The following is a 25,171-nucleotide window of genomic DNA, read 5'->3' on the forward strand; positions in this document are numbered from 1 at the left end:
CCGCCGCACGGAAAGCCAGAAGAAAACCCATTTCAAGGAGAATACGCGACATGGCTCTGACCGAGCAGGAGATCCTCGCCGGCATTGGCAAGATCGTCAACGAGATCACCGGAATCCCGGCCTCCGAGGTCACCCCGGAGAAGAGCTTCGTCGACGACCTCGACATCGACTCGCTGTCCATGGTCGAGATCGCCGTCGCCGCCCAGGACGAGTTCGGCGTGGAGATTCCGGACGACCAGCTCAAGCACCTCAAGAACGTCAAGGACGTCATCAACTTCATCCAGAACTGAGACGTCTCGATCCTTACCCCTAAGACCAGCGATTCATAAGGAGCGCAGAACGTGAGTACAGGCCAGGTACGTGTCGTCGTCACCGGGCTCGGCGCGACAACGCCTCTCGGTGGGGACGTCGCCTCGACCTGGTCGGCGCTCCTCGCCGGTCAGTCCGGGGTCCGCGACATCACCGAGGACTGGGTCGACTCCGTCCCGGTGAAGTTCGCCGCCTTCGCCGCGGTGGACCCGACCGAGGTCCTGCCCCGGCCGGAGGCCCGGCGGCTGGACCGGGCCGAGCAGTTCGCACTGGTCGCGGCCCGCGAGGCGTGGGCGCACGCCGCGATCGACAAGGTCGACCCCGAGCGGCTCGGTGTCGTCGTGGGCAGCGGTATCGGGGGCATCACCACGATCCTCGCCGCCTACGACACCTTCAAGGAGAAGGGCTGGCAACGGCTCTCACCGTTCACCGTGCCCATGCTGATGCCGAACGGCGCGGCGGGCTGGATCGGCATCGAGGTCGGCGCCCGCGCCGGCGTCCATGCCACCGTGAGCGCCTGCGCCACCGGCGCCGAGTCGATCGGGTACGCCATCGAGATGATCCGCTCCGGCCGGGCCGACGTGGTCGTGGCGGGCGGTACCGAGGCCGCCATCCACCCGCTGAACATCGGCTCCTTCGCCGCCATGCGCGCCATGTCGACCCGTAACGACGAGCCCCAGCGCGCCTCCCGGCCCTGGGACAAGGGTCGAGACGGGTTCGTCCTCGGTGAGGGCTCCGGCATCCTGGTGCTGGAGTCGGAGGAGCACGCCCGTACGCGTGGCGCCACGATCTACGCGGTGGCCGCCGGGGTCGGCTACTCGGCCGACGCCCACCACATCGCCCAGCCCGAGCCGACCGGTGCCGGGGTCATGCTCGCCATGCGCCGCGCCCTGGAGAACTCCGGCCTCACCGGCGGCGACATCAAGCACGTGAACGCGCACTCCACCTCCACTCCCGCCGGCGACGTGGTGGAGACGGTCGCGATCAAGAAGGTCATCGGCGACCACCCGCTGGTCAGCGGCACCAAGTCGATGACCGGTCACCTGCTCGGCGGCGCCGGTGGCATCGAGTCCGTCTTCACGGTTCTCGCACTTCACGAGCGGATCGCACCCGGAACGATCAATGTGGACGACCTCGACGACGGCGTCGAGGTGGACATCGTGCGCGCTGAGCCACGTGCTCTGCCCGCCGGCCAGATCGCCGCGATCAACAACTCCTTCGGGTTCGGCGGACACGACGTCGCCGTGGCCTTCACCAGCATCTGACAGGGAGCTCGTGATGACTGTGCTCGACAACGGGGTGGTGAGCGAGTCCTCCGAACAGGAGCCTCTTGATCCCCGTGATCCCCAGGTGCGTCTCTCCGCTCTGCTCGACGAGGGCTCGCTCCGGCTGATCTCGCCGGTCGACCGCAGCGGCATGCTCGCCGCGACGGGCCGGGTGGAGGGTGTGCCGGTCGTCGCGTTCGTCAGCGACGCCCGCGTGCAGGGCGGTGCGATGGGCAGCGAGGGGTGCGAGCACATCGTGCACGCCTACGACGTCGCGGTCCGCGAGCGGGTCCCGATCATCGGCGTCTGGCACTCCGGTGGCGCCCGCCTCGCCGAGGGTGTCGAGTCACTGCACGCGGTCGGCCGCGTCTTCGCCGCGATGACCCGCGCCTCAGGGGTGATCCCGCAGTTGTCCGTTGTGGTGGGCCCCGCCGCCGGCGGCGCCGCGTACGGTCCGGCGCTGACCGACATCGTGATCCTGGCCGACGAGGGCCGTATCTTCGTCACCGGTCCCGACGTGGTCCGCAGCGTCACCGGCGAGCAGATCGACATGGCCGGCCTGGGTGGACCCGAGCCGCACAGCAAGCGCAGCGGCGTCGTCCACGTGGTCACCAAGACCGAGACCGAGGCCTACCTGCAGGCCCGCCGCCTCGCGGTGCTCCTCGGCCACCAGGGCCGGGTGCGCACCGAGGTCGAGGAGGTCGACTTCTCCGACCTGCTGCCCGAGAACGTGCGCCGCGCCTACGACGTGAAACCGCTCGTGGCGGGCCTGCTCGACGAGCCGGGCGTGGAACTGCACGCCAAGTGGGCACCCAATATCGTCACCACCCTGGGCCGTCTCGGGGGCCGGACCGTGGGCGTGGTGGCCAACAACCCGATGCGCCTGGGCGGCTGCCTCGACTCCGCCTCGGCGGAGAAGGCCGCGCGTTTCGTCCGGATGTGCGATGCCTTCGGGGTGCCGCTGGTCGTCCTGGTCGACGTCCCCGGCTACCTGCCGGGCGTCGGGCAGGAGCACGACGGTGTGGTCCGCCGCGGCGCCAAGCTCCTGCACGCCTTCGCTGAGGCCTCCGTACCGCGGATCACCCTGGTGACCAGGAAGGCGTACGGTGGCGCCTACATCGCCATGAACTCCCGCTCGCTGGGGGCGACCAAGGTGTTCGGCTGGCCGACGACCCAGATCGCGGTCATGGGCGCGGTCGCCGCGGTGCGCATCCTCAAGCGCCGCGAACTCGCCGCCGCCCCCGAGGAGGAGCGCGCCGCCCTGGAGACCAGGCTCGCCGAGGAGCACGAGGTCCTCGCCGGCGGTCTCGATCGGGCCGTCGAGCTCGGCGTGATCGACGAGGTCATCAAGCCCGGGGAGACCCGGGGCGCCATCGCCAGGGTCCTGGCCAAGGCCACCCCTGCCCGAGGCGCGCACGGCAACATCCCGCTCTGAACGTGGCTCGTCAAGCCCCCACCCGGCTCCTTCAGGCGGGGGCACCGTTGCGCGCGGGGAGAGCCCGAAAAGTTTTTGATCCTGCCGCCGTGGGGTGTGGCATCCGGTCTGACCTGTAGCCCCCTCATAGGTGTCACGCCCAGCACTGCGAACAGCATGACCTCCCCACGGATCGCGGTTGCCGCCCCCCTGCGCGGTGTCCGGGTGCTCCTCGCATGACGAAGACCCCGCGCCGTAGCCTGAGACCGCGGCATCGTCGGGGAAGGCGGCGCCTGTACGCGGCGCCACCACGGGCCGCATGATCAGGCACCGGCGCGAACGCCAGGGCATGAGTTCGCGGTGAGGCCCTTGCTGGTCGCCGAGGAGAAGGAGGGGACGCGGCGGGCGTGCCGGGCGCGAGCCGAGACCGTCGTGGGGCGGGAACGTGACGCCTGTCGGTCTGGGTCGCCTCGGACGCCGTAGCGCGCTCAACGCGCCATCCAGCGTATGGCCCGGCTTCCCTCCGGGCCCCTGGGCCCGGCCGTCCCGGACGGTTATCCAGCCTCCGCCCCGAGCTCCTGGCGCACGTCGAGGCACCCAACCCGCACGAGGCCACGCGTGGGCCGTCCGAAGCCGAAGGGCGGGGCCCGTCAGTTGGACGGACCCCGCCCCCGTTCCAGGGGACCGGCCTGCTACCCGGCGTAGGTCTCGAACTCGGCGACCTTCGGCGCGCCGGTCGATCCGGTGATCTTGAAGGTGATCTTGCTCAGTGAGGTCGCGGTGAAGGTGATGGTGCCCGCCCCGCTGCCGGATTTCAGGACGGCTCCGGTGGTGCCGTTGACGAGCTGCCAGGCCCCGATGCCGCCCGCGGAGCCTGACGCCTCACGGATGACGACCCTGGACACCGTCCTGGCGGAACTCCACTTGATCGAGATGTCGCCGGTCGAGCCGGCCGGCGACCAGTAGGTACTCAGGTTGCCGTCGCGTACGTTGCCATAGCTCGTCCCGTCGGCCTTGCTGGAGCCGTCGGAACCGGCCCCGATGCTGAGGTTGGTCCCGCCGGGTGAAGGGGTGACCGTGGGGGTGGGAGTCGGCGTCGCCGTGGGCGTGGGCGTCTGTGGCGAGCAGCTGCCGTTCGACACCCGCAGCCCCTTGTCGGCGCCCGCCGTCTGGCGGACGATGTCCGGCACGCAGCTCGCCCCGTCGAGGCTGTAGGAGTACGGGACGCTGACGGTGGTGTTGGACTGCGGGTTGGGTCCGGCGGGGGCGTTGTCGCTGCCGGGGGCCGACCAGGTCACGTTGTCGAAGATGTTGCCGGCGACCTGCCAGTAGCCGGCCTCGCTGGTGTAGAAGGTGCCCAGGACGTCCTTGGAGTCCTTGAAGTAGTTGTTCTCCACCTTGGCGCGGGCCCCGGCCCGGGAGTTGATGCCGGACTCGTGGAGGTTCACGTAGGAGTTGTTGTAGATGTGGGCGATGCCGCCACGCAGCAGGGGTGTGCGGGAGTCGATGTTCTCGTACAGGTTGTGGTGGAAGGTGATGAAACCGTTCGAGCGGTCGCTCTCGCTGGACCCGATGAGCCCGCCGCGGCCGGAGTTGCGCAGGGTGCTGTAGGACAGGGTCACGTACTGGGTGTCGTCCTTCATGTCGAAGAGGCCGTCGAACCCCTCCGACTCCCCGCCCGAGGCCTCCAGGGTGACGTGGTCGACCCAGACGTTGCGGACGGTGCTCTCCATGCCGATGGCATCGCCGCCGTTGGAGGTGGGCGAGCCCGACTTCTTGACGTTGCGGACGGTGACGTTCTGGATGATGATGTTGCTGGAGTCGCGGATGTGGATGCCCAGCTGGTCGAAGACGGCCCCGTTGCCGACCCCGATGATCGTGACGTTGCTGATCTGCTTGAGTTCGATCACGCCGGCGGCGGTGTTACAGCTTGGGCCCGACACCTTGCCGGTGTTGCCGTGATTGATGGTCCCCTCGACCTCGATGGTGATCGGGGTGCTGCTGCCGGCCCGGCCGCACAGGGCCGCGTGGATCGCGGTCCCCGTGGTGGCCCTCACCGTCTGCCCGCCCGCACCGCCGGTGGTCCCGCCGTTGCCGGTCGCGTAGCCGGTGGCGCCGCCGGCCGCCGCCGACGCCTGGATCACCGGTAGGGCCGCACCGACCGCGGCCGCGGAGGTGCCGAGCGCCCACCCGGACATGGCGACCGCGCCGGCGAGGGCGACCGCGGCGGCCCTCCTGTCGAACCTGTTTCTCACAGCCGAACTCCTTGCTGGTCCGGCAGGCCTGGGTGACCTGCGCTCCGGATTCCCCCCAGCGAGTGCGCACCGCTCACATGTGTGAACACGTCCGTGTTGGCGGACAGTCACACCATAGGAAAGCGCTTTCCAAGTGTCAATGAACCGGGAAACTTTCATTTCGTGACCTGACGGCGAGGGGTTGCGCCGCGAAATCCCCGAGGGCCCGCAGGGGGGCGAGAACGGGAATGTGACCAACGCCGGCCTGCCCACGGCAAGGCCGGCACCCACGGCGGCATCGTCCGGTCATCCCCCGATCTTCGCCAGGGCCTTCAGCGGCCGGCTGCCCGTGGTCCTGGCGGCTGAGGGTCTTGGCGACGACCGGGTGGGCGGCGAAGAACCGCCCGGCCGGGCGCCACACGGCGATCAGCAGGAGGAAGACCACGACGTACACGCTCATCCCGCCGATGCCCGCGGTGGCGAAGACCGGCACATGGACGCCGATGTTGTCGCGGCCGTTGGCGAAGGTGACCGCCGGCACGCCCGGCCCGCCGGAGGAGGCCCCCGGGCGGGGGCCTCTCGTTGTGGACCTGTGACCTCACGCGCCCCCGCTCGTACCGGTCTCGGGGCAGACCTCCCGGTAGGGCAGGTCGGGCAGGTAACGCGCCCACTCCTGGGTGGAGAGGTTCCCGCCGGCCCGTCCGCACACCGCCGTGACGACCCGTGGGGAGTCCAGAGGAAACTCCTGGAAGCCGCCGTCGCGCGCGGCGTGATACAGGCCGGTGCCGTCGGGGCTGAGCGAGATCGCCGCGACCTCGTCCGTGTGCCCGGTGACGGCGGAGCCGATCTGCCGGCCGGTGGCGGGATTCCAGAGCCGTACCGTTCCGTCTCGCCCGGCGCTGGCGAGCAGGCCCCGGTCGAAGAGCAGATCCGTGACGGCCCCGGTGTGGCCGACCAGGACGGGCCCGAGACGTTGCCATGTCCGGGCGTTCCATAGCTTGATCTGGCCGTTCGCCTCACCGGTGGCGACGGTGGCGCCGTCAGGGCTTACCGCCACCACGCTGTTGGAGTCGGCCGCTCCGCTCGGCCTGTTGACCAGTTCGCCCGAGACGACGTCCATGAGGCCGACGGCGCCCAGGCTGCCCACCACCAGGGTGCGCCCGTCGGGACCGAACGCCAGGCCCGCGCGACCGAACAGGGTGGGCTTGTCGACGAACCGGATCGGGCGCCCGCCCGGCAGGTCCCAGAGCGCGAGGGCGCCCAACGGCTCGGCGCACTCGGCGCAGGTGAGGTAGAACGTGGCGGCGAGGGTCCTGCCGTCCGGGCTGAGCGCGAGTTCCTCGATGCCGTCGTACCGGTACGGGCCGACCGCCGCGTCGGTTCGCGGCTTCTGCTCGCTGTACGGGAAGGAGGAGAGCATGCGCCCGGTGGAGACCTCCCATACGCTCACCGTCGTGCCGTATCCGACCACGAGGGTCTTCCCGTCCTTGCTGAAGGTCGCGGCGGCCCGCGCCAGGCGGTCGTCCGTGAGGTCGTCTCCCGGCACCCGGAGGGGATCGCCCAGCGGCCTGCGCAGCGCCGTGTCCCACAGCCGCACCTCTCCCCTGCCCTCCACCGCCATGACGCGCCCGTCGGGGCTGAACACCGCGTCGTGGCCGCCGGCGCCGCTGAGCAGCGGATGGGTGTAGGCGTCGATGACGAGTGTCAGCACCGAACCCCAGTCTCCGAGCAGACGGAGCGTGCGGTCCTCGGGGCCGAAGCGGGGCGTCACGCTCCCCAGGCCGGGAAGCGGATAACGGGCCAGCTCACGACGGTCGCTCAGCCGCCAGAGCGTCACCCTGGCGCTCTCGGCGTCGAAGCAGGCGAGGAAACGGCCGTCGGCGCTGAACGCGAACCGCGGAATCGACCGCGTCGGCGCGAACCTTCCGGCCGACCGCCTGCCGGAGGCGACGTCCCACAGCTCCGCACTCCACTCCGCCCGAGCCTGGTCGAACGTCGTGCTCACGAGCGTCCCGCCGTCGGGGCTGAACGCCACGGGGAAGGAGGCGCCCTGGGGAAGCCAGGGTGCCGGAACCGGCGTCCGTGTGCGGAGATCCCATAGCTCGGTCGCCGGGCCCGCGGGGCCGACACCACCTGGCGGGATACCCGATATGACTGCCTTGTCGTCGGTGGACAGGGCGGTCACGTCGAGGTAGGTCAGCGTCGTCGGCGGCAGGATCCGCTGCCGGCTGTCCACATCCCACAACTGGCCATGCGGCAGTTCGCCGCCCTTGCTGACCACGAGCACGCGTCCGCCGGGGCCGAACTCCAGTTTCTCCGCGATCCCGAGGAAGTCGACGTCACCGAACGTGGCGCCGACCTGCTTGCCCGAGACGAGATCCCAGAGCCGCAACCCGTCGCCGGCGGCGGTGGCGAGCCTGGTCCCGTCCGGGCTCAGGGATGCCGCGAAGGCCGCCTCGCCCTCCGTGGTGAAGGTGTGAAGCCGCTCTCGTGTGCCGACCTCCCAGACCCGGACCTCGTTCCCGTTCACGTCGGCACGCATCCGGCCGTCGGCGCTCAGGGCGTGGACCGTCTCGGCGGTGGCGTCCGGATCGGCGAACAGGTCCAGCTGTGGCTGGGCCAGCGAGCTGTAGAGGCTCGACCGGGCCTCGGCGACGGGAGCGGTCTGCCACGCGGCCACGCTCAGCAGCATCGCCGCCCGTGGGTCGGTGGCCCGCAGCGCGTCCGCCCTGCCCGCTATCGCCTGGGCCTGCGCCCGGTCCAGCTGCTCGGCCACCGTGCGGCGCTGCTGTTCCGCGAGGCCACCCGCGGCGACCGCGAGGGCCAGCGACGCGGCCAGGCTGAGGGTGACCAACCGGCGCCGTCTGCCCCGCCGGCGGACCAGCACGGTGCTGGCGGTGAGGAAGCTGCTCTCCGAGCCGGTGAGGTTCAGGTGGTGGCGGCCGGTGGCCGCCCACTGGAGCGCGGTCTCCAGCGCGCTTCCCTGGTAGAGATCCCCGTCTTTGATCCCGCCCGTCTTCCAACGCCGGGCCGCGGCGTTGAGCCGCCAGTGAACCGGCAGGCCGCCGCGTTCGGCGTCGACCCATTCGTGCAGGCGGGGCCAGGCCCGCAGCAGCGCGAGGTGGGCGATGGTCACGGTGTCGGTGTCCGGATCGGTGACGATGAGGCCGGCGGAGCCGTAGGCCGCGAGCACCTGCGCCACGAGGGCGGCCTCCTCCTCGGGCCTGCCGTCGGCGAACTCGGCACGCGGAGCCCGCCTGAGCGTGTCCTGGCTGCCCTCGTCGACGCCGACCATTCGCAGGAAGATCTCCGGCATCAGCCGCTGCGCGGCGGGCGGCAGGCTGAGGTAGACGGTCTCGGCGTGTGTTCCGAGGGCGGGATCGGCGGCGTTCAGCTGCGCGGGCGGGCGTATCCGCTCGGCCACCCGTACGCCGTCCCGGAGAAGAGCGCCGGTGTCGCCGGGGTTCCCGATCAGGCCCATCAGCAACTCCTGTGCCGACGGGCGCAGCTCTGGATCCTTCTCCAGTGCCCGTCCGACCAGGACGCGGAGCGAGCCGTCCAGGGCGCTCAGGTCGGGGTGGAAGGTCAGGACGCGGTGCAGGACCGCGGCGGTGGTCTCACCGGTGAAGACGTGGTGGCCGGTCGCCGCGAAAAGGATCACTGCCCCCCAGGCGAACACGTCGGCGGACGCCTGCGCACGCTCCCCTGACAACACCTCGGGCGCCATGTACGGTGGCGTGCCGGCGGCGAGGCCGTCGGTGGTCAGTGACGCCTCCTCCGTTCGTGCGATACCGAAGTCGATCACTCGCGGACCGTCCGGACCGAGCAGCACGTTCTCCGGCTTCAGATCCCGGTGGATCACCCCTGCCCGGTGGATGGAGGCGAGGGCGGTGGCGATGGCGGTGGCCAGGCGGTGGAGCCCGTCGCCGTGGTAGGGCCCGGCGGTCGCGACCGCCTGCTTCAGCGTCGGGCCATGGACGAACTCGCTGACGATGTAAGGCGGGGACGCCTCGGGGTGGGCCTCGATGACCCTCGCGGTGCAGAAGGAGGAGACCTTCTGGGTGGCGGCGACCTCCTTGGCGAAGCGTCCCCGCAGTTGCGGATCCACCCCACCACCGGTACGCAGAACCTTGATCGCGACCCTGCCGCCCGTCTCGTCGTAGGCGTCGTAGACGACTCCCTGCCCACCCTCACCCAGGCGCCCCGCGAGCCAGTAGCCACCGATCCGCTGAGGATCTCCGACACGCAGTGACACGCCCACTCCCGACGATCCAGATCCCGATACCCCTCTATGTCGCTCTGAAGGCATCAAAAGTTGCGGCATCCGGCGAGAAACCCAGCTGTGTCTCCCGGCGCGACGTACACATGATCATCCGCTGACCCGGCAGAGGGTCGTCAGGGCGGGTACGGGCCGGTCACCTCGACGGGAGCGCGCGAGACCGGCCGGGCCCGGCGGGATCAGACGGCGGCGTGCAACCAGCGGACCGGTGCGCCCTCCCCCGCGTAGCGGAACGACTCAAGCTCGGCATCCCACTGCTTGCCCAGCAGGCGATCGATCTCCTCCTCCAGCACCACGCGGCCCTGGCGCGCCATCAGCATGGCGGAGCGCAACCGGTCTTCCGGGATCAGGATGTCGCCCGTGGCCCCGACAACGGCCGTGAAGGCACCGAGAGACGGGGTGTAGGCGTGCCGGGACCCGTCGACACCCGGTGAGGCGTCCTCGGTGATCTCGAAGCGGATCCGCTGCCAGCCCATCAGGGATGAGGTGATGGCCGCCGCGGTCCCCACACGGGCCTCCCACTCGGCCTGTGCGCGCACGTGACCGGGCGCGGCGGGCTGTGGAGTCCAGGTCAGGTCTACGGGGACGCCAAGAACACCTGCGACCGCCCATTCAATATGAGGGCACAGCGCAGGCTGCGCTGAGTGGACGTAAAGCACGCCACGAGCAGACACCGGACCTCCCGTTTCGGTACGAGGTGCGCCTTCCCCAACGGCCTCGTCCCAGGATGATCACAAGTGACTGAAGGAGAGACTACCGTCGGTTGTGACGTCGCACCAGAGGGGGGTCATACCAAGATGTTGCGACGCGGACGCTTGGCCAGGGCATCCTCGGAGCGAAGAGAACCCCCCACAAGCTGGCGAGCACCCCGGAGGACCAGATGGATACCGATATAGAACGGGTCGAACCTATCCCTGGATCGCCCGCTCTGATCAGAAAAGGTCAGCTGCTGACCGACGCCTCGGGCATGGCTGCCACCACCCGCTGGGCCGACGCCGTCACCGAGGCCCAAGGGATCTACCGGGTGCGGCTCTCATCGGGCGTGGACGTCTGCGACCTGGTGGCGTCGCTACGGGAGCGGGGGCTTCCCGCCTCCCCCAACCATGTGCTGACCGGCCAGCCGCTCTATTTCGGAGGTCCGGCCTCCCGTCCCTTTCCCAGCCGCGCCCTCCCGATGCCCGAGCCCGCCGCGGACGGGCCCGCCGCGACCGCCGTAACGGTGGCGCTGGCCGACACGGGCCTGGCGTCGCACCCGTGGTGGCGGACGAGCCCGTGGTTCCTGGAGCGGGGGCAGGAGTCCGCGGAGGTGCCCGACTCGGATGGCGACGGCGAACTGGACCCCCAGGCGGGGCACGGCACGTTCATCACCGGGCTGGTCCTGCGCTCGGCCCCGGCGGCAAGGCCGCGGCCGATTCGGATGCTGAACAGCCACGGCATCGGAGACGAGGCCGGGCTGCTGCGCGTCCTGGGCCGGCTCAGGGCCGAACCGCCCCGGGTGCTCAACCTGTCCTTCGGCGGGCACACCTTCGACGACGGCCCCTCCCCGCTGGTCGAGGCCGCCCTGGCGGAACTGGCCGACACGGTCACGGTGGCCTGCGCGGGCAACACCGCCTCGGACCGCCCCTTCTGGCCCGCCGCCTCGCCCGGGGTGATCGCCGTCGGAGCACTGGACGCGGCGGAGCGGGCCAGGGCCCCGTTCTCGGCGTACGGCCCGTGGGTCGATGCGTGCGCCCGCGGCGAGTGGCTGTCCAGCACCTTCCTCGAACACGGCGCGTTCCGCGGCTACGCGTGCTGGAGCGGGACCTCCTTCGCCGCCGCCCTGGTGAGCGGGGCGATCGCCGCGGCGTCGGCGGACCGGCCCTCGCGAGAGGCCGTGGAACACGTCCTCGATCCGGTGGGGGCCAGGCGGATCCCCGATTTGGGAGTCGTGGTGCCCGCGCCCGACTAAAGTCTCACCCAAAGTATTCATTTGAATACCCACAGTGCCCCATGTGGTCCGGAGGTGCCGGTGAGCGACCAGCCCGTGATCGAGGCCATCCTGGCCGGCGACCAGGCGGCCTGGGACGCGCTGGTCACCCGCTTCGCGGGCGCGCTGTGGTCGGCGGTGCGCGCCTACGACCTGAACCCGGCGGACGCCGCCGACGCGGTGCAGGGCACGTGGCTACGGCTGCTCGAAAACCTGCACACCATCCGTGACCCGGACCGGATCGGCCCCTGGCTGTTCACCACGGCCAAGCGCGAGGCGTCCCTGCTCCGCAGGCGGCACCGGGGTGAGCGACTGGTCGCCGACCCGGTGGACACCGAACACGCGCGTTCCGCGCCGGCCGACGCCGGGCACGTCCACGCCGATCCGGTGCTGGCCGTGCTGACCGCCGACGAGAGCCGTCGTCTGTGGCAGGCCGTCGACCGGATGCCCGAGCCGTGTCGCTCGCTGTTCCGGCTGATGGCCACGGCCCCCGACGCGGGCGTCCGCCAGCTGGCCGGGCGTCTGGGCATGCCCAGCGGCAGTTACGGCCCCACCCGGGGACGCTGCCTGAACCGGCTACGCACCATGCTCACCACTCGGGAGGCGACACCGTGACGCGACATCCGACGACGATCGACGACGAGTCCCTGATAGCCGCGCTGCGCCTGGCCTCCGGGAGCGACCCGGTACCGGCCCAGGTGACGGCTGCCGCCCGCGCGGTCTTCGGTCTGCGGCTGCCCGATGCCGACACGGCCCGTCCCGTGGTCACCTCCGTGCCGCAGGGCGTCCGGTCCGCCGAGGAGCCCGGGCTGCTGAGGTTCGTCGCCGCCGGGCTCACGGTGGAGCTGGAGGTCACCTCCCCGGACGGTCTGGTCGATCTGGCGGGCCAGATCTCCCCCTGTCCCGGAGCGGGCACGCTGGTCGAGATCCGCACGCCACACCTCACCGAGTCGCGCCCCCTGTCCCCGACGGGCCAGTTCGCCGTCACCGGCCTGCCGCCGGGCTGGTTCAGCGTGGTGTGCCACCGGCCCGACAGCTTCCCGGTGGTCACCAGCTGGACCCGGATCCGCCCGTAGTTGACCTTCGACGAGGCGCTCGCCGCCGCCGAACGCGCGGTCGACCTCTCGGGTGGCGACCCGGCCCGAGCCCTCGATCTCGCCCGTACCGTGCTCGCCTCGCTCCCCGCGTCCTGCCGGGGAACGCCCGGTCAGAGGGGTGATCCGGACGGTGGCGGCGCGGTGCCGGAGCGGGCCTCGGACTGCCGGCACTGCGAGGCGGAGGCGGTGGCGCACCGGGCGCTGGCGGTGGCGGCACGTGAGCTCGGCGACCTGCCGTTCGCCGAGGAGCGGTTGCACCGGGCGGTGGAGATCTCGCTGCGGGCCGGGCTGCCGCACCGGGCGGCCCAGGCGCGCCTGTCGCTGGTCCACATCCGCACCGAGCTGGGCCACCCGGAGCAGGCGCTGGCCATCGCCACGGACGCCGAACCCGGTCTGACCTCGGCCGAACTGGGCAAGCTCGGCGTGCATCGCGCGATGGCCCTGGCGAGGCTCGGCCGCTACCGCGAGGCCGTCGAGCACTGCGACCGGGCCGTGACCGTCCTCGGCGACGACGTCAGGTTCGTGGCCGGGGCGATGCTGAACCGCGGGCTCGCCCGGGTGTTCCTCGGGGAGTTCGAGGCGGCGGAGGCCGACCTGGACCGGTGCGCGGAGCTGGCGAGGAACGCGGGCCTTGCGCATGTGCTCGCGCTCGCCGAGGGCAACCTGCCCTTCCTGGCCGCGCGGCGCGGCGACCTGCCCGCCGCGTTCACCGCCTACCGGCGTGCCCAGGACATCCTGTTCGACTACCCGGAGCGGCTGGCGACGGTCCGTTGTGACCTGGCCGAGGCGCTGGTCACCGCCCACCTGCCCGGCGAGGCCCGGGTGCTGCTGGACATGGCGGTTCCCGAGCTGGCGGCGGCGGGCGCCGGGGTGGCCCTGGCCGAGGCCCGCCTGCTGCTCGCCAGGGTCGAGCTGCGCACCGGAGATCCGCGCCGCGCCCAGGAGAGCGCGGAGCTGGCCGCTCGCGAGCTGGCCGCGCAGGGGCGGACGGTCCTGACGCCGCTCGCCAAGGAGATCCTGCTGCGGGCCCGGCTCGCGCTGGACCCGTCCTACGCCGGGCTACCGGCGGCGGTGCCGGAGATGCTCTCCTGTGCCGAGGCCCTCGACGCCGCCGGACACCGGGATGCCTCCGCGGCGCTCAGGCTCAGCACCGCCGAAATCGCGCTCCGGCTGGGTGACCGGCCGTCCGCCGAGGGGCAGCTGGCCCTTCTCGCCCGCTCGGGTCGCGGGGTGGTCGCCCGCCAGGCGACGGCGCTGCGGCGGTTCCTGGCCGGTGACCGGCGGGGGGCGTTCGCGGCGGTACTGGCGGGCCTCGCGGAGGTGGGATCCGGCACGAAGGCGTTCGAGGACCCGGTGGTGCGCGCGCACGCCGCCAGGGAGGGGGAGCCGCTGGCCGAGTTCGGGCTGGCCCTCGCCATGCGGACCGGGCGAGGCCGCACGGTCCTGGCGTGGGCCGAGCGGTGGCGGGCGGTCACCGGGGGTGCGGGCCGGCCGCTCGCGCCCGACCTGGCCGCGCTGCGAGCGGCACTCGGGGAGTCGGTCCTGGTGGAGTTCGTCCGCCACGAGGCGGAACTGGCCGTCGTCGTGGTCACCGGGGAGCGCGTGACGCTGCGCCGCCTCGGCCCGTTCGCGGCCGTCGCCGAGGCCACCGTCCGCCTCCGGTACGGGCTGCGCAGAACACACCTGCTCGATGGCAGGGCTCCGGAATCCGGCGCGGAGGCCGCGGAGCTGGAACGGCTGCTCTTCCGCCCGCTGCGTGACCGGCTGGGCGACCGACCGCTGGTGATCGTGCCGACGGGGACACTGCACACCTTGCCCTGGCCGCTGCTGCCGATGAACACCGACCGGCCGGTGAGCGTGGCGGCCAGCGCCGCCGCCTGGCTGGCCGGTCGGCAGGCGGCGGCCGTACGGGACGGGCGTGTCATGGCGGTGGCGGGGCCGGGGCTGCGGTGCTCGGAGGCCGAGGCCCGCATGGTCGGCGAGTACCACCCGGGGACCGAGCGGGTGGCGGCTCGGCGGGCGGAGGTGATGACGGCGCTGGAGCGGGCTGACGTGGCGCACCTGGCCGCGCACGGAATGTTCTCTCCGCGCAGCCCGCTGCTGTCGAGCATCGATCTCGACGACGGCCCGCTGATGGCGTACGACCTGCTCCGGCTGCGTACCCCGCCGGGCCTGGTGGTGCTGTCGGCGTGCGACGCGGGGATGGCGCACGCCCCGGCCGACGGGGCGCCGCTGGGGCTGGCGGGCACGTTCCTGTCGCTGGGGGCACGGTGCGTGGTGGCCAGCCTGGTGCCGGTGCGCGACGAGGAGACACTGGCTCTGATGACCGTCTTCCATAGATCGCTGGCCGCCGGTGCCCCGCCCGCACGGGCACTGGCCACCGCGAGCGGGAAGACCGGGGTGGCGGGCTTCGTCTGCTTCGGGTACGGAGATCAACCGGTGGCGACCGGCCCCGGGGAATCGATCACCTGACCGGCCCACGACCCGGCGTGGGGCGCGGGTCTATCTGGTGCTCACCTCCAGGAGGGGAACGTGCTGCTCGGCGGGTGTCAGCGAACCGTGACAGCCGACGAAGGCCGCCTCCTGCGGCTCGGCGACCGAGGCGACGATGGCGCAGTCGGTGTACGGGACGGCGAGGACGTCGCCGATCCTGGGCAGCCATTCGGGGCGGACTCTGGGGCCGAACCAGCCGGATTCGACCGCCTCCTGGCGGGATACCACCCATGCCTTTCCAGCGAGGACGTCGCGCCAGGTGTCGAGGACCGCTTCCGCGGCGCCGGGGACGGTGTAGAGGTGACGGGCCCTGGCCTCTCCGCCGAGCAGGGCGACGCCCTCGCGCAGCACGCCGAGCGTGTCGACATCGACGCGCTCGGTGACGTTGACCATGCCGTGGTCGGCGGTGACGTACATCGCCGAGCCGGGCGGGAGTGTCCCGGCCAGCCGCTCGGCCATCCGGTCGACCCGGGCGAGCTGGTCGAGCCAGGCCGGGGAGCCCCAGCCGGTCCGGTGGCCGGTGGAGTCGAGATCTCCGTAGTAGACCGAGACGTGGGCGCGGGGCTCGGTCAGCGCGTGGCGGACCCCGGCGATCCGGTCGTCGACCTCGTCGGCACCGACGAAGCGCACGCCTCGGTAGACGGCCCTGTTGAAACCGGTGGTCTCGAACTTGGCCGGGCCGATGTAGCTGACCGGGATGTCGGCCGCCGCCGCACGCTCGTACACGGTCGGAGCGGGCTGCCAGTCACCGGGTTCGACAAGGGGGCCCTGAGCGGTCCAGCGCAGGCAGTTGAGCATGTAGCCGGTGCCGGGCACGGCGAGCTGGTAGCCGAGCATGCCGTGCTCGCCCGGCGGCAGGCCGGTGCCGAGCGTGGCCAGGCTGGTCACGGTCGTGGCGGGGAAGCCCGCGGTGAGCACCCTGCCGAGCATGGCGGACATGAACGGCGCGGTCTCCGGGTGGGCGCGGAGCAGTTCGGCGCCCATGCCGTCGACGAGGAACAGCAGAACCCGCTCGGCCGGGGCGAGGCCCAGGGGGTTGTCGCCGTCCATCCCGACCGCGGCCAGCAGCGAGGAGGAGAGGTCCGCGAGAGTGGCCGTGCCGTACGCGGGGACCGGGGCCCTCACGAGGCGGCCGTGCGTGCCGTCGCCTCCGACAGGGCCTTGGCGAAGGCCAGCACGTGGGAGACGGCCTCCGGTCCGTCGGCCGCCTCGCTCACCCGCAGGGAGAGGTCGTCGGCCGTGATGGCGCCGGTGTATCCGTGGTCGGCCTCGCAGTTCTCGTCGCCGCAGGTGGCCGGCTCCAGGTCGACGTGGGAGATGGCACCCCAGCCGATGGTGAGCGTGACCTCCGTGGGCGGCACGCCGGGAACGTAGGAGGCGGGGTCGGGGACGACCCTGGTGACCGCGACCGACTGGATCCGGCTGAGCCGCACGGCCTCGGTGGTGGTGGAGGCGTGTGACGCCGACACCCCCTCCACGGGCGGGTGCTCGTCGGTGTGGCAGACGAGTAGCCGGGTGGGTGAGAGCACCAGCACCGTGACGTGCCTGCGCACCTCCATGGCCGGGTCGAAGGTGGCCTCGTGATGCACGACGTAGGCGCCCACCTGCTCCTTGCCGAGCGCGGACTCGACCGCGTCGGCGACCAGATCGGGATAGTAGCCACTGCGGTCGATGGCGTCGCGCAGGCCGGCGGACGAGAGTCGGGTTTCCCTCATGGGTCCATCCTGCCCTGTCCGGGGCAGCGCTTTCACCGGGAGCGCGCGACCTTTGGCAGGTGGTGCAAATCGTGATCCGGCCCACCATGGCCCTTTCCCGGCCGCGAGGACGTCCTCACCGGCCCTCGACTTTTCCCTTCGATCGGTTTGGCGTGATCCTTTCGGGGCTACCGGGAGCAGTGGCGGTGGCACGCCTGCCGTCCTGAGCCGCGACGGCGGGCGATTCACCGCACTCGGTGCCTGTTTCACATATCCAAGAATGTTTTTCACCGCATCGAAATTGGCGGCGGTGGATTCCCAGTGGAATCGGGGGATGAGGAAATATGACCGATGAACGTCAAGATCCGGCGGGACGGGCCGGGCCGATGCGACGAACCGGTCTCGTGCTGACCGTCGCGGCGGCCGTCGCGGCGACCGTCACGGGCGCGCCGCCCGCCCTCGGAGCGAGGTTCCCCGGCGACCTGGTCCTCACCACGGTCCATGACGGCCCGTTCGAGGCGGGTGGTGCCGGCACGTTCTCCATAGACGTCACCGCCGACCCCGCCTCCGCCGGGATCGGGTATCCGACCGAGGTCACCTACTACTTCCCCGCGGGCCTGACCCCGGTACGGGCCTCAGGGGCGGGCTGGAGATGCCGGATCACGGCCGGCAGCGTCGGCTGCGAAACGCGCGACCTGGCCTCCCCCGGCTTCCAGCTTCCCCGGATCACGGTCGGCGTGACCGTGGCGGGGGACGCCACCGGCACGCTGACCGCCTCCGGCAGGGCGGTTGAGGCCGTCCCCGCTGGGACCCGCCCTGCGACCGCCACCGTCGCCAGTACGGTCCAGATCGTCCCCTCGACGTCCGCGACCTGACCGAGGCCGGGGTGCGCCGTGCTCTCCTGTCGCGGGCCGCGGGAGAGCACGCTAGCCCAGGCGCCGGGGGCCGTCGTCGGGACGTGGTCCCTCGTGGCTGCGGAGCACGGCCCGGGCGCCCAGCACGGTCACCCCCGACTCCCCCACCAGCACCGGGTCGAGGGTGAGCCGCGCCACCTCGGGGAGGTCGTCCGCCAGCCGCCCGAGCCGGATCAGCAGGTCCTCCAGCGCCTCGACCGCGACCGGCGGGTAGCCGTACTCGCCGAGGAGCAGGGGGGCGGCGCGTGGCGACCTCACCAGTGCCGCCGCGTCCTCACGGGTCAGCGGGGCCAGCCGGTACGCCTCGTCGCGCAGCAGCCGCGCGGTGATCTCACCGAGCCCGAAGGAGACGACCGCGCCGAAGGCGGGGTCCTCCATCACACCGGCCACGGTCGGCACCGCGGGCTGCGGAGCCATCCGCTGCACCGTGAGCACGGCCCCGGGTTCGAGCTGGCGCGTCAGGTCGGCGTAGGCGTCACGTACCCCGTCGGGTCCCGACAGTCCCAGGCGCACGGTCCCGGCGCGCTTGGCCGCCTCGGATCCTGCGGCCTTCAGCACCACCGGCCAGCCGAGCCCGGTCGCGGCGTCTACCGCCTCCTGGGGCGAGGTCACCGTCTCCGACGGCCAGACCTCCACCCCATAGCAGGCGAGCAGCTGCGAGGCGTCCATCTCGGCCGGGGCGTCGCCGAGAGCGGCGAGCACGAGGCTCCGTGCCGCACCGGTGTCGACTCCCTCGATCTCCTCGGGCACCCCCGCGGGCTGCTCCAGCCAGCGCGCGTGCCGCACGACGTGGGCGAGCGCGCGGACCGCCTCCTCCGGCGCCGTGTACGAGGGGATGGAGCCCCGCTCGGGGGTGGCGCCGACCCGTAGTTCCCCGAGCATGCCGATCTTGCCCTCGAAGATGGCCAGCACCGGCTTGCCGCAGTCGCGAGAGACGCGCAACAGTTCGGCACCGACCTCTTCGGCGTTGCCCGGGATGGGCGGCATGTAGATCGCGACCACCGCGTCCACGTCCGGGAGCACCGAGGCCAGGGCCGCGCCGAACTCGGCGGCGCCCGCCTGGGCGCCGAGATCGACCGGCGGCCGGGGTTCCAGGCCGGCCCGCACGCAGGCGTCGGCCGCCAGCAGCGCCATCGCGTCTGAGTTGCCGACCAGGCCGACCCTGGGCCCGGCGGGCAGCGGCTGGTAGGCCAGTAGCTGCGCCACGTCGAACTGCTGGATCAGGTCGTCCACCCTGATCACCCCCGCCTGCTCGAACAGCGCGCTGAGCGCGGTGTCCGGCAGGCCGAGCACGGGCGCGGCGTGACCGGTGGGCACCCCCTGGGTGGTGCCGCCGCTCTTGACGACCACGATCGGCTTGCGGCGCGAGATGCGCCGCGCGAGGCGGGCGAACTTGCGGGGGTTTCCCAGCGACTCCAGGTAGAGCAGGATCACGTCGGTCCTCGGATCCTCCTCCCAGTACTGGAGCAGGTCGTTGCCCGACACGTCGGCGCGGTTGCCCGCGGAGACGAACGAGGAGATGCCCATGCCCCGCTGGGCCACCCGCTGCAGCAGCGCGGTGCCCAGGGCTCCGGACTGGCTGAAGAAGCCGACCCTGCCGCGCTCGGGGAGGGTGGCGGCGAGCGTGGCGTTCAGCCGTACCGATGGGTCGGTATTGGCGACGCCGAGGCAGTTGGGGCCGACGACCCGCAGGCCGTACGCGCGGGCGATGCGCACCATCTCATCCTGCCTGGCCCGCCCCTCGTGGCCGGTCTCGCCGAACCCGGAGGAGACCACGATCAGCCCGCGCACCCCCTTCTCCGCGCACTCCTTGACCACGTCGATCACCCCGTCGGCGGGCACCGCGAGAACGGCGAGGTCCACCTCCCCGTCGATGTCCGTCACACTCGGGTAGGCCCGCACCCCCGCCACGGCCCGCGCCTCGCGGTGCACCGGGTAGACCGGACCGGTGAAATCGGCGCCGAGCAGGTTGCGCAGCACGGTCTGGCCGACGCCGCCCGGCTCGCGGCCCGCTCCGACGACCGCCACCGAGCCCGGCGAGAGCAGGCGCTCGATCGAGCGGGACTCGGCGCGGTGCTCGCGGGAGGCGGTCACCTCCTGGGCGGTCTCGGTCGGGGTGAGGTCGAGGGTCATCCGGACCACGCCGTCGGCGAAACTGCTCTGCGCGGTGTAGCCGACCTGCTTGAGGACCGCCATCATCTTCTGGTTGGCGGGCAGCACATCGGCCACGAAGCGGGCGATCCCCCGCTCCCTTGCGGTGGCGGCCAGGTGTTCGAGGAGCACCGAGGCGACCCCCCGGCCCTGGTGGGCGTCCTCGACGAGGAAGGCGACCTCCGCCTCGCCGGGTTCGATCCGGTCATAGCGGACGACCCCCACCATCTCAGTGCCGATCGTGGCGATCAACGCCACGCGGTCCACGTAGTCGACGTTGGTGAACCAGATGATCTCCCGATCCGACAGCCGCGGCCGAGGGCCGAAGAAGCGGAAGTAGATCGACTCGGCGGACAGCCGGCTGTAGAAGGAACGCAACCGGTCGGCGTCGGCGGGCCGAATCGGGCGTACGTGGGCGGTTCCGCCGTCCGACAGGACGACGTCCGCCTCCCAGTGAGCAGGGTACTGAGCAGCCTCCACAGCCCCGAGAGTAGACGCGAATCTCATAAGACGGACCAGCGGCACGAATTCACGCAACGCTTGTGCATCGACTATGGTCCGGTGTCTGGTCAAGACCCCATACCCTGGCCGGAAGCTGTTAAGTTTTTCGCGGCTAGAGGTACGGCTTGAAGCACGGCCAGAGGCACGTCGGCATCGAAGGCAGCAAGGTGGTGACATCATGACGCGGGTGGTCGTGGTGGGCGATCTCATGACCGACGCGGTCGCGAGAGCTCGCTACCCGTTGGCGAGGGCCAGCGACACACCGGCGGTCGTCACCATGCACGGCGGTGGTTCAGGGGCCAACATCGCCTCCTGGCTCGCCGTCGAGGGCACGGAGGTCGCCTTCATCGGGCGGCGCGGCGCCGACATCACCGGCCGTAACCGCGACATGGAGCTGATGGGCTACGGCGTCGACGCCCGCCTCGTCATGGATCCCGAGCGACCGACCGGCACCTGCGTGGTGCTCGTCACCCACAAGGGCGAGCGCACCATGCTGTCCGACCCCGGCGCGAACGCGGCCCTGTCCCCCGAGGATCTGCCCCGCGACCTGTTCTCCCAGGGCGGGCACCTGCACCTGTCCGGCTACACGCTGATCAACGAGGGTTCCCGCGACGCCGGTATGGCGGCGCTGGAGATGGCTCGCCGCTCCGGGATGTCCGTCTCGGTCGACTGCTCCTCCTCCGCTCCCCTGGAGCGCACCGGCGCCGAACCCTTCCTGGAGTGGACGCAGAGCGCCAAGCTGCTGTTCGCCAACGCCGACCAGGCGAAGGTCCTCACCGGCCGCGACGATCCCGCCGCCGCCGCCAAGGTCCTCACCGCCTGGTTCCCGCAGGTGGTCGTCAAGCTCCGCGACGAGGGAGCGCTCTGGTACGGCAACAACCGCCCCGACCCGATCAAGGTCCCCGCCGCGAGCGTGGAACGCGTGGTCGACGGCACCGGCGCCGGTGACGCCTTCACCGCGGGTTTCCTGCCGGCCTGGCTCGGCGGCAAGCCCCCGGCCGAGGCCCTGGCCTCCGGCTGTCACCTGGCCTCCCGGGCCATCTCGCACCTGGGTGCCCGCCCCCGCCTCTAGCGGGCTCCGCCTGGCCGGGCAGGCCCGATTCGGCGGTCCTCTTCCAGATGGCCCGGCCGCCGAGTGGCTCTGCGACAGACCACGGTCGTGCTTCGTGATCGTCACCGGCCAGGCGTGCCCGCCGGTGGCAGGGCTTCGCAGTTCACCGGTGCCGCCGATCGCGGCGTGGAGGCTGCTGGAGGACGGCTGCGGGCCGGTGCGGCTTCGGCCTGTTTCGGCTCCGCTGGTCGACAGGCTCTGAACAGCTCTTTCCTGGCACCGGTTGCAGGAGGAACACAATACGGGGACGGAGAGCGTCCCACTTTCGACTGAGCCGAAATCCGCCGCACGAGGGACGAGACGGAGACGGGTTTCCGGCGATCATGGGACAAGGTCGTGAACCATCTTCGCCAGGAGGCAGTGTGCGGGGCAGCGAAACGGAGCACTCGGAAGGCGGGATCGAGAGGTACGGGCGACCAGGCGACGAACGGAGCGTCGAGTTCCGGGTTCTAGGCCCCTTCGAGGTCCATGCCGCCGAGGACTCCGTCAGCCTCGGCGGTCCGCGGCAGCGAGCCGTGCTGGCCCGGTTGGTGGCCGCGGCGGGTACGGTCGTCTCCACGGACACCCTGATCGACGACCTGTATCACGGTGCGCCGCCGGTGAACGCGCTGGCCTCGATCCACGTCCACGTGTCGAACCTGCGCCGGGCGATCGAACCGGACCGGACCCCGCGCACCCCGCCGCGGCTCCTGGTCGCCCGGCGGCCCGGCTACATGCTCGCCACCGCGAACATCGACGCGCTGCGCTTCGGCAGGCTCGTCTCCGACGCGGAACAGCGCCCGCCTGCGGATTCGCTCACCCTCCTGGAGGAGGCGCTGCGGTTGTGGCGCGGCCTGCCCTACGGCGAGTTCGCCGACGAGCTGTGGGCGATCGCCGAGGTGAACCGCCTGTACGAGCTGCGCCTGACCGCGGTCGAGCGCCGGGCCCAGGCGTTGCTGGATCTCGGCCGCCCGCAGACGGTGATCCACGAGCTGGAGTCCGAGATCGGGGAACATCCGCTTCGCGAGCGGCTGTGGTGGTTGCTCGCCCTGGCCCGCTACCGCAGCGGCCGGCAGGCCGACGCGCTGGCCACGTTGCGCCGGGCACGGAAGGTCATCGCCGAACAACTCGGCCTCGATCCGGGCCCCGAGCTGCAGGCGCTGGAGAAGGACATCCTCCAGCAGTCGCGGTCGCTCACCTTTCCGCCCGAGCCCGCCTCGCTGCCGCGTCCCCCCTCGCCTCCCGTGTCCGCCGAGGTCTCCCCGCCGGCGCCGGCCCACGGGCATCTGATCGGGCGGGATCGGCAGCTCGCGACGTTGACGAGCCTCCCCATCCTGAGGGACCGGAACGGCATGGTGACCGCCGCGATCAGCGGTGAGCCCGGCATCGGCAAGACCCGGCTGTTGCAGGCGTTCCGCGACGACTGCGCCGATCTCGGCTATCTGGTGCTGTGGGGGCGCTGCCACGAGGGCGAGGGGGTGCCGCCACTGTGGCCGTGGCTGCAGGTGCTGCGCGCCCTGGCCGAGTCCGTCCCGCCCCCGGATCGCCAGGCGCTGGGGGGGCTGCTGAACGACGAGCGGCTCACCAGCGCACCCGGGACGGCCTCGCGCCACAGCAACCAGCTCATCGCGCAGTGGCTCGTCGAGGCCGCGCGGCTCCGGCCTCTGGTGATCATCCTGGACGACCTGCACTGGGCCGACTCCGCCACGCTCGAACTGCTCCGGAACGTCGTCGTGTTGTCCGGGGCGCAGGCCAGGAACGTCTCGCTGACCCTGGTCACCGCGTTCCGCGAAGCGGCGTACCGCGACCTGACGGGTCACCCCGGCGCCTCCCCGAACGATGCCTTCAAGCTCTCGGTGGACGAGGTCCTCTACCATCTCGCCCGTTACGATCTGGTGCGCATCCGGCTGAGCGGCCTGACCACCACCGAGGTCCGGACCCTCGCCGAGGAGATGGGCGGCAAGGTGGACGGCCCCGCGGCCGAGAGGCTGGCCGAGCGGACCGGCGGCAACCCGTTCTTCGTCTGCGAGAGTGCCCGCCTGCTGGCCCAGGGCCAGGACCTGGACACCGTGCCGGACGCGGTGGCCGATCTGATCAGGCAACGGCTGGCCATGCTCGGGCCGCAGACCACCGAGGTGCTCGGCATCGCCGCGGTGATCGGCAGGGGCTTCGATCCCGGCCTGGTCGCGGAGGTGTGCCAGGCGTCGGAGCCGGGCGCGACGCACACCTATGGTCTGCTGGACCGGGCGGCGCAGGCCGGGCTCATCGTCACCGGCGACGGGTGCATGACATTCGTCCACGATCTGGTCAGGGAGACCCTGATCCGCGACGTCCCGCCGCTGCGGAAGGCGATGATCCATCGGGAGGTGATGGCCGCGCTGTCAGCCAAACCGAGCGCCGACGTGACGACCATCGCCCACCACTCGGTGGAGGCGGGCCCGGCGGCGTACCGGGAGACGGCGCACTGGGCCCGCGCGATGGCCCGGCAGGCGAGTTCCTGCGCGGCGTACGGGGAGGCCGCCGCCTGGTGGGGCCGGGCCGTCACCGCGCACGGCGCCTGGGGCGGCGACCCCGCCGAACACGTGGCGCTCCTGCTCCAGCAGGTGCGTGCCCTGCTGGAGGCGGGAGACGCGATGGGCGCCCGCCAGGTCCGCGCGCAGGCCCTGCGGGTCGCCGGCCGCGCCGGAGCGGGCCCCGAGCTGACCGCCAGCGCCCTCACCGCGCTGGACGCCCCGGCCGTCTGGACGCTGCGCAACCCGTACGAGCCGGTGGAACTGCGGCTGGTGGAGCAGTTCGAGCACACCCTGCGCCGGCTGCCCGAGACCGACAGCGCCGAACGGACGCTGCTGCTGGGCGGCCTGGCCCAGGAACTGTACGGCGGCGGCGCCGGAAACCCCCGCTGCCTCTCCCTGTCCGGCGAAGCGGTCGCGATGGCGCGCCGGATCGGTGACGCGCACCTGCTCATGCGAGCGCTCAACGCCCGCGCGCTGTCCGTGCCGCAGGTGACCCACATCGACGAGCTCATGGAGATCACCGACGAGCTGCACGAGCTCGCGCTGGGCACCGGGGCGCCGGGATTCGAACTGCTCGCTCACATGATGGCCACCCACTACAAGCTGGAGATGTCCGACCTGGAGGGGGCGGATCGAGCCGCCGCACGCTGCGACGTCATGTTGGACCACCTGCAACTCCCATGGCCGCGGTTCCAGCACACCATGTGGCGGGCCAACCGGCTCACCCTGGTCGGCCGGTTCGACGAGGCCGACGCCCTGTACGACGATGCCGAACACCAGGCCCAGCGGCTCGGCATGTGGTACGCGGGCGCGGTCGTGGCAAGCGGCCGCCTCATGCTGTGCTACCAGCGCGGCGCCATCGCCGACGCCGGAACGCTGATCGACCAGATCGCCGGCATCCATCCCAGCGTGGACCACGACGCCCGGGTGCTGGAACTGTGCGCCCAGGGCCGTCTGGACGAGGCTCGGGTCCTGGCCCGGGAAGGGTGGCCGGCCCCGCCGATGGACTGGTCGTGGCTGACCATGACCTGCTTACAGGGCGCGGCCCAGGCCGCCGTCGGCGACCTGCCGGCATGCCGGGCGACCTGGAGGAGGCTGCTGCCCTACGCCGGGCGGATCTCGGGCGGATCCGCGGTGGCCTGCATCGGTCCCGTCGATCACTTCCTGGGCCTGCTCGCCGCCGCCCTCGGCGAGACCGTCCCGGCTCCCGGACGCCCGGCGCCGCCGTAGCCGCCGTCGGGCCACAGCGGA

Annotated in this window: 18 protein-coding genes; 11 read left to right on the plus strand and 7 right to left on the minus strand. The window is 71.9% G+C overall.

Annotated features, from left to right (window positions below; genetic code table 11):
* Positions 1-50 precede the first annotated feature (50 nt).
* From IG98_RS0130900 to IG98_RS0130910, 3 genes are read left to right on the plus strand one after another with little or no spacing between them, the layout of a single operon-like run.
* Positions 51-290, plus strand: coding sequence for an acyl carrier protein (locus IG98_RS0130900; protein WP_030920149.1), 240 nt, complete (start codon positions 51-53; stop codon positions 288-290).
* Positions 291-341: 51 nt separating this feature from the next.
* Positions 342-1,574 (plus strand): beta-ketoacyl-ACP synthase II, encoded by a 1,233-nt coding sequence (fabF, locus tag IG98_RS0130905; protein WP_030920152.1) that lies wholly within the window; start codon positions 342-344, stop codon positions 1,572-1,574.
* A gap of 13 nt (positions 1,575-1,587) precedes the next feature.
* Positions 1,588-3,009 carry an acyl-CoA carboxylase subunit beta gene (locus IG98_RS0130910; RefSeq protein WP_030920156.1) on the plus strand — a complete coding sequence of 474 codons (1,422 nt, stop codon included), beginning with the start codon at positions 1,588-1,590 and terminating at the stop codon, positions 3,007-3,009.
* Positions 3,010-3,680: 671 nt separating this feature from the next.
* Here IG98_RS0130910 and IG98_RS0130915 read toward each other — a convergent pair.
* The 4 genes from IG98_RS0130915 to IG98_RS0130935 form a co-directional block, all read right to left on the minus strand.
* Positions 3,681-5,243, minus strand: a complete 1,563-nt coding sequence (locus IG98_RS0130915; RefSeq protein WP_030920159.1) for a pectate lyase family protein — start codon at positions 5,241-5,243, stop codon at positions 3,681-3,683.
* A gap of 136 nt (positions 5,244-5,379) precedes the next feature.
* Positions 5,380-5,763 carry a cadmium resistance transporter gene (locus IG98_RS50985; protein WP_157594606.1) on the minus strand — a complete coding sequence of 128 codons (384 nt, stop codon included), beginning with the start codon at positions 5,761-5,763 and terminating at the stop codon, positions 5,380-5,382.
* A gap of 57 nt (positions 5,764-5,820) precedes the next feature.
* Positions 5,821-9,477: a WD40 repeat domain-containing serine/threonine protein kinase gene (locus IG98_RS0130925; RefSeq protein ID WP_169750214.1), complete on the minus strand. Its 3,657-nt coding sequence runs from the start codon at positions 9,475-9,477 to the stop codon at positions 5,821-5,823.
* 203 nt (positions 9,478-9,680) lie between these two features.
* Positions 9,681-10,175 (minus strand): DUF3145 domain-containing protein, encoded by a 495-nt coding sequence (locus IG98_RS0130935; protein WP_030920167.1) that lies wholly within the window; start codon positions 10,173-10,175, stop codon positions 9,681-9,683.
* Between the two features lie 293 nt (positions 10,176-10,468).
* Between IG98_RS0130935 and IG98_RS0130940 the strand changes: the two genes are divergently transcribed.
* Genes IG98_RS0130940 through IG98_RS54400 form a run of 4 tightly spaced genes read left to right on the plus strand, consistent with a single transcriptional unit; the run spans position 10,469 to position 15,036 of the window.
* A complete protein-coding gene (locus tag IG98_RS0130940) occupies positions 10,469-11,449 on the plus strand; it encodes a S8 family peptidase (RefSeq protein ID WP_245651788.1) in 981 nt (326 codons plus the stop codon).
* A 60-nt stretch (positions 11,450-11,509) separates the two neighbouring features.
* Entirely contained in the window at positions 11,510-12,082 is a 573-nt protein-coding gene (locus IG98_RS0130945; RefSeq protein WP_030920173.1) for an RNA polymerase sigma factor, read from the plus strand.
* On the plus strand, positions 12,079-12,543 hold the full coding sequence (locus IG98_RS0130950) for a hypothetical protein (protein WP_030920176.1): 465 nt from the start codon (positions 12,079-12,081) through the stop codon (positions 12,541-12,543). Before IG98_RS0130945 ends, IG98_RS0130950 begins: the two co-directional genes overlap by 4 nt.
* Positions 12,544-15,036: a CHAT domain-containing protein gene (locus tag IG98_RS54400; RefSeq protein ID WP_030920178.1), complete on the plus strand. Its 2,493-nt coding sequence runs from the start codon at positions 12,544-12,546 to the stop codon at positions 15,034-15,036. It begins immediately after the preceding gene.
* Positions 15,037-15,066: 30 nt separating this feature from the next.
* Here IG98_RS54400 and IG98_RS0130960 read toward each other — a convergent pair whose 3' ends face one another.
* Both IG98_RS0130960 and IG98_RS0130965 read right to left on the minus strand, forming a co-directional pair.
* The gene (locus IG98_RS0130960; protein WP_030920181.1) at positions 15,067-16,182 is read right to left on the minus strand and encodes an alkaline phosphatase family protein; all 1,116 of its coding nucleotides are present in this window, start codon (positions 16,180-16,182) and stop codon (positions 15,067-15,069) included.
* On the minus strand, positions 16,179-16,772 hold the full coding sequence (locus IG98_RS0130965) for a DUF5998 family protein (RefSeq protein ID WP_030920184.1): 594 nt from the start codon (positions 16,770-16,772) through the stop codon (positions 16,179-16,181). The genes IG98_RS0130960 and IG98_RS0130965 overlap by 4 nt, the downstream gene beginning before the upstream one ends.
* Before the next feature lie 323 nt (positions 16,773-17,095).
* On the opposite strand from IG98_RS0130965, the gene IG98_RS0130970 reads away from it, so the two are divergent.
* Entirely contained in the window at positions 17,096-17,626 is a 531-nt protein-coding gene (locus IG98_RS0130970; RefSeq protein WP_157594607.1) for a hypothetical protein, read from the plus strand.
* Between the two features lie 51 nt (positions 17,627-17,677).
* On the opposite strand, the gene IG98_RS0130975 is transcribed toward IG98_RS0130970, so the two are convergent.
* The gene (locus IG98_RS0130975) at positions 17,678-20,323 is read right to left on the minus strand and encodes a bifunctional acetate--CoA ligase family protein/GNAT family N-acetyltransferase (protein ID WP_051753202.1); all 2,646 of its coding nucleotides are present in this window, start codon (positions 20,321-20,323) and stop codon (positions 17,678-17,680) included.
* A 172-nt stretch (positions 20,324-20,495) separates the two neighbouring features.
* On the opposite strand from IG98_RS0130975, the gene IG98_RS0130980 reads away from it, so the two are divergent.
* From IG98_RS0130980 to IG98_RS0130985, 3 genes are all read left to right on the plus strand, one after another.
* A complete protein-coding gene (locus IG98_RS0130980) occupies positions 20,496-21,389 on the plus strand; it encodes a carbohydrate kinase family protein (RefSeq protein ID WP_030920194.1) in 894 nt (297 codons plus the stop codon).
* 94 nt (positions 21,390-21,483) lie between these two features.
* Positions 21,484-21,630, plus strand: coding sequence for a hypothetical protein (locus tag IG98_RS50990; protein WP_157594608.1), 147 nt, complete (start codon positions 21,484-21,486; stop codon positions 21,628-21,630).
* Between the two features lie 160 nt (positions 21,631-21,790).
* Entirely contained in the window at positions 21,791-25,150 is a 3,360-nt protein-coding gene (locus IG98_RS0130985) for an ATP-binding protein (protein ID WP_030920197.1), read from the plus strand.
* Positions 25,151-25,171 lie beyond the last annotated feature (21 nt).

The organism is Streptosporangium amethystogenes (assembly GCF_000721075.1).
Taxonomy (GTDB): domain Bacteria; phylum Actinomycetota; class Actinomycetes; order Streptosporangiales; family Streptosporangiaceae; genus Streptosporangium; species Streptosporangium amethystogenes.